Annotated in this window: 11 protein-coding genes; 6 read left to right on the top strand and 5 right to left on the bottom strand. The window is 60.5% G+C overall.

Annotation, left to right across the window (positions count from 1 at the left end; genetic code table 11):
• Positions 1-66 precede the first annotated feature (66 nt).
• The 6 genes from hisD to LB564_RS05080 all read left to right on the top strand — a co-directional run bounded on the left by hisD (position 67) and on the right by LB564_RS05080 (position 6,785).
• A complete protein-coding gene (hisD, locus tag LB564_RS05105) occupies positions 67-1,377 on the top strand; it encodes a histidinol dehydrogenase (RefSeq protein WP_224535545.1) in 1,311 nt (436 codons plus the stop codon).
• Between the two features lie 40 nt (positions 1,378-1,417).
• Positions 1,418-2,182 (top strand): SDR family NAD(P)-dependent oxidoreductase, encoded by a 765-nt coding sequence (locus tag LB564_RS05100; RefSeq protein ID WP_224536650.1) that lies wholly within the window; start codon positions 1,418-1,420, stop codon positions 2,180-2,182.
• A gap of 78 nt (positions 2,183-2,260) precedes the next feature.
• Positions 2,261-3,256, top strand: a complete 996-nt coding sequence (iolG, locus tag LB564_RS05095) for an inositol 2-dehydrogenase (RefSeq protein ID WP_224535544.1) — start codon at positions 2,261-2,263, stop codon at positions 3,254-3,256.
• 583 nt (positions 3,257-3,839) lie between these two features.
• Positions 3,840-4,784 carry a substrate-binding domain-containing protein gene (locus tag LB564_RS05090; protein ID WP_224535542.1) on the top strand — a complete coding sequence of 315 codons (945 nt, stop codon included), beginning with the start codon at positions 3,840-3,842 and terminating at the stop codon, positions 4,782-4,784.
• Between the two features lie 90 nt (positions 4,785-4,874).
• Positions 4,875-5,948 carry an ABC transporter permease gene (locus LB564_RS05085; protein WP_224535540.1) on the top strand — a complete coding sequence of 358 codons (1,074 nt, stop codon included), beginning with the start codon at positions 4,875-4,877 and terminating at the stop codon, positions 5,946-5,948.
• 9 nt (positions 5,949-5,957) lie between these two features.
• Positions 5,958-6,785: an ATP-binding cassette domain-containing protein gene (locus tag LB564_RS05080; RefSeq protein ID WP_224535538.1), complete on the top strand. Its 828-nt coding sequence runs from the start codon at positions 5,958-5,960 to the stop codon at positions 6,783-6,785.
• A 118-nt stretch (positions 6,786-6,903) separates the two neighbouring features.
• Here LB564_RS05080 and LB564_RS05075 read toward each other — a convergent pair whose 3' ends face one another.
• From LB564_RS05075 to LB564_RS05055, 5 genes are all read right to left on the bottom strand, one after another.
• Positions 6,904-7,410: a Mov34/MPN/PAD-1 family protein gene (locus LB564_RS05075; protein ID WP_224535535.1), complete on the bottom strand. Its 507-nt coding sequence runs from the start codon at positions 7,408-7,410 to the stop codon at positions 6,904-6,906.
• Positions 7,391-9,178: a ThiF family adenylyltransferase gene (locus LB564_RS05070; protein ID WP_224535533.1), complete on the bottom strand. Its 1,788-nt coding sequence runs from the start codon at positions 9,176-9,178 to the stop codon at positions 7,391-7,393. The genes LB564_RS05075 and LB564_RS05070 overlap by 20 nt, the downstream gene beginning before the upstream one ends.
• A gap of 2 nt (positions 9,179-9,180) precedes the next feature.
• Positions 9,181-10,311, bottom strand: a complete 1,131-nt coding sequence (locus LB564_RS05065; RefSeq protein WP_224535532.1) for an SMODS domain-containing nucleotidyltransferase — start codon at positions 10,309-10,311, stop codon at positions 9,181-9,183.
• Between the two features lie 8 nt (positions 10,312-10,319).
• Positions 10,320-11,825 carry an SAVED domain-containing protein gene (locus tag LB564_RS05060; RefSeq protein WP_224535529.1) on the bottom strand — a complete coding sequence of 502 codons (1,506 nt, stop codon included), beginning with the start codon at positions 11,823-11,825 and terminating at the stop codon, positions 10,320-10,322.
• A gap of 268 nt (positions 11,826-12,093) precedes the next feature.
• The gene (locus LB564_RS05055) at positions 12,094-12,798 is read right to left on the bottom strand and encodes a hypothetical protein (RefSeq protein WP_224535527.1); all 705 of its coding nucleotides are present in this window, start codon (positions 12,796-12,798) and stop codon (positions 12,094-12,096) included.
• Positions 12,799-12,930 lie beyond the last annotated feature (132 nt).

Here is a 12,930-nt window from a genome sequence, read left to right as displayed (position 1 = left end):
GTGAGGCCAAAGCATGTTCAGTTGCGAGTGAGCCAGTCTTAACGACCCACAGGAGGAACCCGATCCATGACCATCCGCCATCTCAAGACCGGGAAGCCTGCTGCCGACCGGGCAGAAGACGACGCCAGGGTGCGCGCCGTCGTCGAGGCTACCCTGAAGGACATCGAGGCCCGGGGCGACGCCGCCGTGCGCGAGCTGTCCGAGAGGTTCGACAGGTTCTCGCCACCATCCTTTCTCCTGTCGCAGTCGGAAATCGAGGCCGCACTCGCGAAAGTGTCGGCGCGTGACATGGCCGACATCGAATTCGCACAGACGCAGATCCGCACTTTCGCCCAGATCCAGCGCGCGTCGATGAAGGATGTCGAGGTCGAGACCTACCCCGGTGTCATCCTCGGCCATCGCAACATTCCGGTGCAGTCGGTCGGCTGCTATGTGCCAGGAGGCAAGTTCCCCATGGTGGCTTCCGCACACATGTCGGTGCTGACCGCCTCGGTGGCCGGCGTTCCGCGTATCGTCGCAGCCGCGCCGGCGCAGAAGGGCGAGCCGCACCCGGCCATCGTTGCCGCGATGCACAAGGGCGGTGCGCACGAGATCTATGTCCTTGGCGGCATGCAGGCGATCGGCGCGATGGCGCTCGGAACCGAGACGATCAGGCCCGTCGACATGCTGGTAGGCCCGGGAAACGCCTTCGTCGCCGAAGCGAAGCGGCAGCTTTACGGACGGGTTGGCATCGACCTGTTCGCCGGCCCGACGGAAACGATGGTGGTTGCAGACGATACCGTGGATTCCGAACTCGTAGCCACCGACCTGTTGGGGCAGGCGGAGCACGGTTACAACTCGCCCGCCATCCTTGTCACGAACTCGGAGATGCTCGCCCGCGACACCCTCGCTGAGGTCGACCGCCTGCTGAAGATATTGCCGACGGTAGAAACCGCGAGTGCTTCGTGGCGCGACTACGGAGAGGTCATCGTCTGCGACAGCTATGAGGAAATGCTCGAGGTCGCAAACGAGATCGCCTCGGAGCACGTCCAGATCATGACGGACCGCGACGACTGGTTTCTGGAGAAAATGCACTCCTATGGCGCCCTGTTCCTCGGCTCACGTACCAATGTTGCAAACGGCGACAAGGTCATTGGCACCAATCATACGCTGCCGACGAAGAAGGCCGGCCGCTACACTGGCGGCCTGTGGGTGGGCAAGTTCCTTAAGACGCATTCCTACCAGAAGATCGTCACAGACCAGGCGGCCGCGGAGATCGGAGAATACTGCTCGCGCCTGTGCATGCTCGAAGGTTTCGTCGGCCACGCGGAACAGGCAAACGTTCGCGTGCGGCGCTACGGTGGCCGCAACATCGCCTATGGGACTGCGGCCGAATGAAGGTGACCGACCAGACGGTCGCAAGGAGGTCAGTTTGAGCATGTCGCTTCCCAGAACTCCGTCGTTCCGGCTGGATGGGCGAAAAGCCCTAGTGGTCGGTGCGTCCTCCGGGATCGGGCTCGCCGCGGCCATGGCCCTTGCCGAAGCCGGCGCTGCCGTTTCGCTGGCGGCTCGTCCTTCGGCGCGGCTGGACGAGGCGGCGAAGGCTATTGCCGCCGAAGGGCTGGTCGCTCAGGCCCTCGGCCTCGACGTGCAGGACGTCGAGGGGATGAGGGGGACCGTTGCAGAGAGCGGCCCCTTCGACGTTCTGGTCAACAGCGCAGGCATTGCCCGACACGGGCCCGCTCTCGACACGACCGCCGAAGATTTCGACGCCGCATTTGCCGTCAACGTCAAGGGTGCATTCTTCGTGGCACAGGCCGTCGCCAGGGGCCTGATCGCGGCCGCCAGGCCAGGCTCGATCATCACAATCTCGTCGCAGATGGCGCATGTCGGTGGAATTGATCGTGCCGCCTACTGTGCGACGAAACATGCGGTGGAGGGGTTCACCAAGTCCATGGCAATCGAGTGGGGAAGTTCCGGCATCAGGGTCAACACAATCTGCCCCACTTTCATTCGGACCGGTCTGACCGAGAAGACGTTCGCGAGCCCGGAGCGGATGAAATGGATCACGGAAAAAATCAGGCTGGGTCGCATCGGCAGGGTCGAAGACATCATGGCTGCGGTGACCTACCTTGCTTCGGACGCTGCTGCCCTGGTGACGGGTACGTCCCTCATGGTTGATGGCGGCTGGACTGCTGGCTGAGCCGGCGATTCAGGCACCGCAGCCAGTACAGGGCGGAGTCCGCCATGCGGGTCGGCGATTAGGCAGAGGTGTACCAGGATGACGATAGGCTTCGGGATTGTAGGCGCCGGGCGTATGGGCCAGGTGCACACCGGCAATGTGCGGATGCGCACCGATGCGACTGTGCGTGCGGTTTTCGATGAAAGGCGAGAGGCTGCGGAGCGGCTCTCGGGCGATGCGGCAGTGATGCGGTCCGTGGAGGAACTCGTCAGCCGCAAGGACGTCGACGTCGTTGTCGTTGCGACACCGGCGGAAACGCACGCGGCTGTCGTCGACATGGCAATCGAGGCCGGCAAGGCGATCCTCTGCGAGAAACCGTTCGAGCGTGATCTCGTCGCTGCTCGACAAAGCGCGGAACGTGTCCGGAAAAAATCGATTGCCTGCATGCTCGCGTTTAACAGGCGGTTCGATGCGAGCTTCTCGGCCCTCCACAGGCAGCTGCAACAGGGTGAGATTGGAGCACCGGAGCTTGTCTTTCTGACCAGCCGCGATCCCGCAGTTCCGCCACTTGACTATGTTGCCCGGTCGGGCGGGCTGTTTCGCGACATGATGGTGCATGATTTCGATGTGGCCAGATGGCTCGTCGGCGAGGAGTTTGAGGAGGTCTATGCAACGGGTGCCTGCTATGCCGAGCCGGAAATCGCGGCGCTTGGTTTCGTTGATACAGCACTCGTCGTCCTGAAGTCGGTTTCGGGCGTGACCGTGACCATCAACAATGCGATGCGAGCAACCTACGGATACGACCAGCGCGTCGAGGTGCACTGCGCCGCTGGCAAACTGGAACTGGGAAACCGATTCGATACCTCGGTTTCCAGGGCAGATGGCGACGGGATCCGCCGCGAGCCGCCCCAGGGCTTCTTCATTGAGCGCTATCGCGAAGCCTATGTCGCCGAACTCGCCTATTTCATCCAGTGCCTTGTGAAGGGAGAGCTGCCTGCTCCTGGTGCCGACGACGGGGTTCAGGCCTTGCGGTTGGGAGAGGCTGCGCAGGAGTCGTACGAAACGGGTCTGCCGGTGAAGGTTTCCCGCATCTGAGGCGAAGCTGAATGAGCAGCACCGCGCTGGCTTCCGCTGGTGCGGTTCGGCCCTGCGTGTTTCCAGATTGGTACAATGACAGTTGGGAGCGATCCTCCGTCGGGCGGGCAGTGTCGGGCTACAAGACGGCCCGGCGTATTGTGACCAGTGTCTGGACGGCATCGGCTTCATTGTCACGGCTGATTGCTGCCGCCGCGCGATAGCTCTGTCTGGCGGCGGCAGCACCGGGTGGCCCGCGCGCGCTGGCGACCGCTCACGCTGCCTGGCTTCGCATGACGGAGGAGAGGTCCAAGGATCACCGATTTTCACAGCGGCTGGACGATGACCGGCGTCGACTACGGCAATTCGAGGCTCAATGCTTTCGTCGCTAGTGCCAGTGCCCGGGGTATCTTGGAATTGTGCGATTATCGCACATTAGTGCGGTATGTTGACAGGTGCGGCGATTCCGGATAGAGACGGACCTGGGAGGGAACCAGCTTGCGGGCGCATCAAACATGCATCCCGCACGCGATGGATCGCCATCCAGTCGTGCCTTGACTGAACGTGGACGCGCCCCTGGAGGGCGTTTGGAGGAGAACAAAAAATGAGAAAGCTTCTGGCATCGGCCGCACTCATCATCTCGATGGCAAGTGCGGCATCTGCCGAGACCATCGCCGTATCGATGGCGCGGTTTGACGACAACTTCGGGACAGTCATCAGGAACGCAATGGTGGCCTATGCAAAGTCCATCAACGGCGTGACAATTCAGGTTGAAGACGCGCAGGGCGATGTTGCCAAGCAGCTGGACCAGATCAAGAACTTCGCGGCCAACAAGGTCGACGCAATCATCGTCCAGCCGCAGGATACCTCGGCCACCCAGGCGATGACGGATGCTGCTGCTGCGGCCGGCGTTCCGCTGGTCTATCTCAACCGCGAGCCGATCAACATCGATACCCTTCCCGCCAACCAGGCGCTGGTCGCCTCCAACGAACGGGATTCCGGCACGCTTGAGACAAAGGAAGTCTGCCGGCTGTTCAAGAAGGCAGGCAAGACCGAGGCAAGCGTCTACGTCATCATGGGCGAGCTCTCGAACCAGGCCGCTGTCCAGCGAACCCAGGACATTCTTGACGTGATCGGCGGCCCCGACTGTGGCGTCAAGATCAATATCATCGACAGGCAGACCTCGAACTGGCAGCGGGAGCAGGCGCAGAACCTGATGACCAACTGGCTCTCGACCGGCACCCCGTTCGACGGCGTGATCGCCAACAATGATGAAAGCGCCATCGGTGCAATCCAGGGCATCCGGGCCTCGGGAGCCGATGTAAAGCCCTATCTCATCGCAGGGATCGACGCCAGCCAGGACGGTATGCAGGCCATGCAGGCAGGCGATCTGGACGTGACCGTCTTCCAGGATGCCGCCGGCCAGGGAAAAGGCGCTGTAGACGCGGCGCTGGCCCTGGCCCACGGCAAGAAGGTCGAACGAAAGGTCTTCGTCCCGTTCCAGCTGGTGACACCTGACAACCTCGGTGAGTACCTGAACAAGAACTGAGTCGTCGCAATCCGGGCCTCCGGATAACCGGTGGCCCGGATCCCGTGGTGTGTCGTGCGGGACTGAAAGGGCGCCGCAGTGGGAATTACAATGGCGAACAATGTCCAGGGCGTTGGCGAGCGCAACGCCAATGCGTCAAAGCGGCAACGGCCGCCAGAGTTTAATGTTCTCATTGCCCTTGTCCTGATAGTGGTCGTGTTCGAGGCGCTAGGCTGGCTCATCTACAGAGACTCGTTCCTGTTCAATACGCGGCCCAACGCCAGCTCGATTTTCAACACCGCCCGCCTGAGTGTCATCATCCTGCAGGTCTCCATCGTCGGCATCATCGCCATCGGTGTGACCCAGGTCATCCTTGTCGGCGGCATAGACCTCAGCTCGGGTTCTGTCGTCGGGGCGACCTCGATGATCGCCGTGAGCTTTGCACAGGTCCTTATGGTGAACGGCCAGCTGAACCCCAAGCTGTACCTGCCTGTCGGCTTTCAGGAGTTTCCGGTAATCGTGCCCATTGTCGTGGGCCTTTCGTGTGGCCTGATCGCCGGGCTGATCAACGGCGCGCTGATCGCCTACACCAGGATTCCACCCTTCATCGCCACCCTTGGCATGATGGTAACCGCTCGCGGGCTCGCGAAATGGTGGTCCAGAGGTGAACCGATCAGTTTTCCGACCGAGAGCTACGCAGCCATCGGCAAAGGGATGATGCCGGTTTTTATTTATGCCGCGCTGGCAATCCTGTTCCACCTGGTACTGCGATACACCCTCTACGGCAAACACACATATGCCATCGGCTCCAACGAAGCAGCCGCACGGATGTCGGGCGTCAAGGTCGACCGCCACAAGGTGGTTGTCTATACGCTGTCCGCCATCCTCGCTTCGGTTGCGGCAATCGTGGTCTCGTCCAAAAACCTGACTGCCCAGGCCAGCATGGGACTGGGATATGAACTTGACGCCATCGCCATGGCCGTCATCGGTGGCGTCAGCCTGTCGGGCGGGCGTGGATCGATCATAGGTACTGTGCTCGGCTCGCTGATCTTTGGCGTGATCATCTCGGGTTTCACATTCCTGAGGCTCGACGCTTACTACCAGGAGATGGTCAAGGGCGCGATCATCGTCGGAGCCGTCATTCTCGATCAGTGGCGCCAGCGCCGCGCATCGGCCCGGCTGTAGGGGGATTTGATGAGCAACGTCCAGACAGGTCATTCCGGCACGAACGCTCCACATTCAGAGGCGGCGCCCGGCGAGGTGATCCTCAGGACGGAGGGGCTGACCAAGCACTATGGCGGTGTGCACGCGCTGGTCGACTGCAACTTCGAGATCCGCAAGGGCGAACACGTCGCGATCATGGGTGATAATGGCGCCGGGAAATCCACCTTTGTGCGCCAGATCACGGCGGTCGAGCAGCGAACCTCCGGCAGGGTCTGGTTCTGCGGCAAGGAGGTGGATTTCCAGGGTCCGCTTGAGGCGCGCGAGGCAGGCATCGAGACCGTTTTTCAGAGTCTCGCCCTTGCTGACCATCTAGATGTTCCTGACAACATTTTTCTCGGACGCGAAATGATCCGCTTCAATCTGGGACTATTCTCGATCCTGGACTACAACGGGATGCGTGAGGCGACGGTCGCTGCTTTGAAGAAGACGGGCGTGAAGATTCCGAACATCGCGCACTCGATCCAGAACATGTCCGGCGGCCAGCGCCAGTGTGTGGCAATCGCCCGGACTGCCACGTTCCATTCCAGGCTTACTATCATGGACGAACCCACAGCTGCGCTCGGCGTACAGGAGACCAAGCAGGTCGAGAATATTATCCGCACCCTTAAGGAGGCGGGCGAACCCCTGATCCTGATCAGCCACAATATGCGCCAGGTGATGGACCTTTGCGACCGCATCGTCATCTGGCGGCGCGGCCGCATCTGTGCCAACCTGAAAAAGGAGGAAACTGACGGCCAGGACGTAGTCGCCTATATCACCGGCGCCAAGACCCATCCCGAATACGCGAGCGCTGCGTGATCTTGGTTGCCCGCGATGTTGCACGGCAGCCGCGTGGGGCGAGGTTGACTTCGAAGGTGCGGTCTGGACGCTCCCGAAAGAGCGCATGAAGCGGTCGAAGGCCCACAATGCGCGTCGCTCAGCCGACAGGTTTGCCCTCCAAGCTAATGTCATGGCCGTCGCGGAAAAGCGTCGCCGAGATCGACCAGCGCGTCTTTGGCTGTCCGCCGAGAATGACCAGAATCGGTGATGGGCACCGGTAGACCTCGTCGCTCGCTATACGACGCATTGCTCGAATGTCAGGGCCGCTCGGGGTAGGCGCCCCGCCTGGGTGGAAGTGCCATTCGCCCAGATAATGGAACCCCAAACGCCACCGATCTTCGAGAAGGCTGGCCAGTCCGTGTTTGGACCGCTGGAACCAGAACCATCCTGATAGCGAGCCCCTCGGCCTTGGAGTGGCCTCCACAATATCGGCATTCCACCTGTCTGCGCCGTAGCACCCGATGAGGATCCCGCCGGTCTCGCAGCGGCCGGCCTTCACTGCCGCTTCAACCATGCCTGCAATGGCCCGGGAGGACAGCCAGATTGACGCCCCAGCGGGTCCGCCCTCGGTGAACTCCATCGGGTCAGGCGTCCAGTCGATCAATGCTACCGTCCTCTTTCTGTAGGTACAGCGAAGCAGTCTTTTTCCGCTCCAGTATCGCGCGCCGGACGAACTTCGAGCCGATAGCTGCCCATAAATTGACGTCGTCAGCGGTGGCCGGGAAAACAGGATGCCAACAGCCTATACCTTCCATCGCCCCAACGACCGCGGTATCAGGAGTTGGGGATGCCGCCGCGAATCGTTCCATTGCGTCAATGGCGGGAAAACCAGTTTCTGATGCGGTGTAGGCAAACAGGCCCTTCGCGAGCCAAGTCATCGCCAGGCTTACGAAGGTGCGTTCGGTCTTCCAGGAAAACGCTGCCATGTCTCGCAACACCGCATCGGAAGCGGTGCAATCCACGATGACATCCCACTCGGTCAATCGTCCGGCGTCGGCCGGCTTGGCTGGCGGAAAGCTGAATGGAAGGGCGACTACGGCAGAGTCGGGCGCTGCCATATTCAGCCGCTTGGCCAGACGGACGACCTTACTGTGTCCGGCGTCTGTCATAGTGAGAACGTGGCGACTCAGGTTCTCGACATGCACCGTGTCATAGTCGAGCAGGCCCATTCGCGTGACCCCCATCCGAAGGAGGTTCTCGGCGACAGAAGCGCCGAGCGTCCCGCAGCCGAGGATTAGTACCGACTTTGTGCGCACTTCATCCTCGGCTTCGCCGCGCTTACGGAGCTGGTCCGGAGCCCAGTTCGCGGTGCGCTGCCATTCCAGAGCACGGTGAGATTTAGCGAGCTCGACATCCCATGCGCGTCGCGCGGCAGCGGTGCCGGAAAAACCTCGCCGCACGTCGTTGCGGGTACACAGATGCATATTTCGAACACAGACCCAGTGAAAGCGCTGCGACGGGCCGCCGAACGTCTCCTCGAGTGGAAAGCCTATAAGTAGGAGGACGGGCGATGCATGCTTACGGCGCTGGATACGGCGTAGGCGAGATCCAGCGTTGGAAAGGATTGCGGGGAGATCGACCGAGGCATCAGCACATAGCGCCGTCAGTTCTTCCCAAGTTGCCGCCGTGCGCCAGGGCTCGAACACGGTAAGAGCGGGAAGGACAAGCCACACGGCGTCCGCCCGGTTGGCATGGGTCGGGATGGCTGTACTCCAGGGTATTCTCCTGATGCTGCGTAGCTGCGGATCCATGAAGTCGGACACGACCGCACTGGCGCGAGCGCCCGGGATTTCTGAGATCGTGGCGAAGCCCCAGTCCTGGCCGGAGCCTACAAACCAGTTGAGGTCTTCCGCTGTCTCGCGAAAGCCCAAGATGCTTGAGATATCGACGATCGGATACATCGGCAGCTCGAGCGGATCCCCATCGATCATGAGCTGGCTCTGCGCCGCTGCATCAATCCAAACAAGGAGCCGACTGATGTGCCATACCAAGCGCTCAGTGATATCGTGCGGTTCACCTGCCCAGCCGTCGCGTTGGAAAACTGATGCAGGCCGCTCCAAGCAAGGTTTACCCGTCCGCCAAGGTCGACCCTCGACACGATCGCCGTTAAAATCCTGATGAGGGAAGGTAGCGACAATTCCGTCACCTGCATCTGGATAGATGCGGATGTCACGATCGATCGGATCGCCGCTGACGACCAGGTGCCACCCGCTCCAATACGGCATGTACTCGCTGGGCTTTACCGACAGACGTGCCCGGAACCGGAACGACCAGAGGCCTTCCGATCGGTCGACCCAACTCCCAATTAGATCGAGGCGGGAATCCGGCGGGAGCGATGTGATGGCCGCCGCCAGATCATGCGGTGTCCTCATCCCTAGGCGAAGCGGTCCGACTGTCGCGGAATTGCCGGTGCGACCGGCTTGCTGAAGCCGCGATCGCCGCCGCCGGGGCCTGGAAGCGGGAAGCACTTGCCAAGCAGGTCCTGCCACAGTGCACCGCTCACGTCCTTGTCGTCTTCGTCGAGTGCGCGGCGTGCGAGACCTGCCGCTTTCGACGCCTCGGTATGGAAGGCGATGAAATCGGCTGCGGTGAGACGCTTCAGAACGTTGTGGCTCGGCACGCCGTGATCTGGGAGGTTTGGGACGATGCCTGCTGCCGCATAGGACGCGAACACGTCGCGGATGCCTTCGAGCGCCTTGACCACCCCTTCCGCCACGCATGAAATGTTGTCGGGCAACACGTATCCTATCATGTGCTCGAGCGGATAACCTTTGGGGTATTTTGGCAACTCTTCGGTATGTTCGTGCCGCCACCACTTTATGGCGCGGACAACGTTCACGAAATGGCCGTTGCACCGCCGATTTTTGTTGGCTGCCCACTGGATCTGCGCCAACGGATGGGTAGGACCCCATTCCTTGATCGGGCGGTCGGGGAGCATGAGTGGGTCTTCGCGCCATCCAGACGCGGTATCTTCAGTCAACATCGTCGCCGTTTCTAAGTATCGCGTCGGATCCCAACTCTTGTTGACGACCCAGTCGTTGGCTTCTTCTATCGATTCGTCGGTCTCGACGGCCTGGCTGCGATAGAGAGCGGATAGTTCAGCTCGCGCATCCGGCTCTGCGGGAAGGCTTGTCACCACAAGATCGAGATCAACATATGACATCTCGATACCAAACGAGCGATCCTGCTGGACCCACTTGCCCTCGTAGTGTCGGTTCAGAAATGGTTCGAACCGCTTCATCGCGACCGACGGCGTCTCGACGTTATGGTCTATGGTCGTGACAATCACCACGTCGACGTCCGAGCGCTTGCCGCCCGTAGGTCGTACTGCTGTCGAACGCCTGACGCTTCCCTGTAGGAACGTCGAGGTGATGAGCGGCGACAGGTCCAGATCGGCTCGAAGGCGCGCACGCAGGGTATTCGAACCTCGCTTCCACTCCTCTTTATTCCGCTCGCTGGGGCGGATGTCGCGTAAAAAGGCATCGAATTGCGGGCGAAGCTCCATGTGATTCCTTAAATGCTGAAGGTGGGTTGGTAGCTGCCGTTGACGTGGCTACTGAAGTCGAACTCGTAGGGGATGCAGCGCCCCATCGACTCCGCCTGCTGTCCCAGCAGGAATGAGAAGGCGTTCGGCCCAGATACGAAGATGTGGATAGTCGCGCCGGGCTTGCGGATAGCAGAAATGGCCGCGGCAATGGCCGTCGCGATCGTCGCCGCGTGGGTGCCGCCCTTAATGGCGTCTTGGCCGACGCCGCCGTCGGGAACGACGTGCATGATCGATCCTACCTCGGGAAGCCCACCCGCAACATATTCGCGAACTTGCTGAATAGGATCTCGCGCAAGGCCTATCGATACCGCTACGTCCTTGCTGTCTCCAACGGGCCCAATGTGAATCTGTGGCTTAGGACCGTCCATCCCATCTTTGGCGTTCCAGACCTGGCCGGGATTGTTCATGCCCTTCTGCACGATCTCAACATCCGCGCCCGTCTTGAAACCGAGCGTTGCGCCGGCCAGGAAGGCCACGGAGGCATGCGCGTCCAGGAAGAGACGCATATCGGGCCGATCTCCCAGCATTCGCTTGAGAAAGTCGGTAATCGGCTGCTTGAGGTCGGCCCACGCCACGCCATCGCGAAGATGACGCCCGTGGAAGTTGTCGGTAAGGGTCATCGTGCAATCTGGCAGGGCCTGCAGCATGTCGGCAGGAGTGGCTCCAGGGTCAAACGTGCGGATCGCGACGCTGCGGCGCGAGGCAGGCTTCTTCGAGAGAAACCAGTTCTCCTTCCGACACCAGTCCTCAAAGCCGGCACGGTCGAATCGGTTGAGGTTTTTGATCTTCAACTGCTTCGCCGCTTCATCATACTGAAAGGCAGTCGTATCCTCTGCACCGACAAGGCCGACCAGGCGGAAGTTCAGGCTAACCAGCTTTCGCAGATACTCCAGATCGTGATGGTTGTCCTTGATGTGAAGGCCATCGATGACGGCGAAGAGTTCCTCGTCGCTGCCAAGGCGCAGATGCTCGCGCCAATGTCTGCGGACGTTGCCCATCCGGCTCCGATCTGTCTTGCCCTCCTTGAGAACCTGCAGCCGCAGCGATCCGTCAATGGGTGAAACGAGGTCGTTCAGAGGGTCGGTGTCCTTCAGCTTATCGGTGGTAATGAGATGGAATGCAGCCCCCTTCGGCGCCTTGTCCTTGGCCTGCTTCAGTCGTTCCAGAATCGACGTCGTCTCGGCACCGATAAACTTCGGAAGCGCAAGATCCTCGAAGCCAAAGCGACCGCTCCGGTCCACGTGCCATTTGATCTGGTGATAGTCGACGGTGATGCGGCCCGGTCCCGTTGCGCTCGGCCGGCCGGGCTCGTAGCGAACGACAACGTCATCGAAGGCTTTGGGACCATCGGCTTCGAACGTGACCTCGACGATCTCAGGACGTTCGGCGTCCAAAAGAGATGCGGCGTGGATCCAGAAAAAGCGTGACTGGTAGTTGTCCCCGTGCCAGCGCGGCTCGACAGCATTCGACATTAGAGAGCGTCCCGTTATCAGTGACCGGCATCCCTACGCCAGCCGTCGCCAGAATATGGTTACTGCGCCGATGCTTTAAAAGAGCATCATTATTTTTCTTGATGCGGGCGAGTTGATGCGCAAAGGAGTACTATCGCGTGCTGATGAGCGTTCGCTCAATACAGTGGATAGGCCAACGTGAAGCGTTCGCGGGTGTCCGGCGAGCACGCGATCTCCGCTGGAGCAAATACGCTAGCTAACGCAGGAGCTCGTCGCTGCGCATGTCAGATTATTTCAGCAGACCAATCACATCGTCGACCACGTTCCACATCTTCTGGCGCTGAAGAAACCCGGGGTGATAGGTCCTGAATGACCGTTCCGGGAGTTGGGGGTGTGAGAGTCGCGCAAGAGTTCTAACGGGGTGGCCGGTGGATTCGATTGCGGCCAGCCGCACGCCAGGAAATACCGTTTCGAGGATCCAGTCATAGACCGGGCCGGTGAAGAAAATGGCAGCTTGAGGCGCTAGATTCTTGAACTCTGCTTTGACCACCGGCGCCTGCCACTCTATGACCTTGGAGCGGTACGGCTCCGGCACGTTATGTATCCCGCCACCCACTCCATTCAGCGACTGTACTTCGACAAGGTTTGTCCACATCACCTTGCGATATACCCCGTCCTCAAGTTCGCTCGCCAAGAGCCGATGGGCTCGCCAGAATGGGCTATTCCGCACCGACGTATTCTCGGCGAAGTCGAAGGTCTCATAGCTTTCAACGACGTCCGCAATCCCGTCTGTGGCGTCAATCATCCACTGCAGCGTTCGGGTCTCGCCGCCGGTCTCCTGGCCAATCATCAATATTCGGCGTGTCCCCGTCCACCATTCGTCCGGCACACGAACCGAGTTGATCGCACTAATTGAGGAAGTCAGCTCTCCAAACTCATGTGCCGTTGCCAGTGCGGTCCGAATTGCGTCCTCAGCAGGAATTACGTTCGACATCTATATTCATTCCTCAAATGCTCTCGCCACCAAAGAGTGCGAAACCCGATGTGCTGCCCTGCTCGTGCCGGCAATAAGGGCGGTTTTTTCTCAATTCCCGTACAGCAAACCCGCGAGAGTTTGAATCTCATG

The organism is Mesorhizobium sp. ES1-6, from assembly GCF_020164775.1.
Lineage (GTDB): Bacteria > Pseudomonadota > Alphaproteobacteria > Rhizobiales > Rhizobiaceae > Mesorhizobium.
The sequence above is the reverse complement of the archived record's forward strand: the minus strand, read 5'-3'. Positions and strand labels throughout refer to the sequence as shown.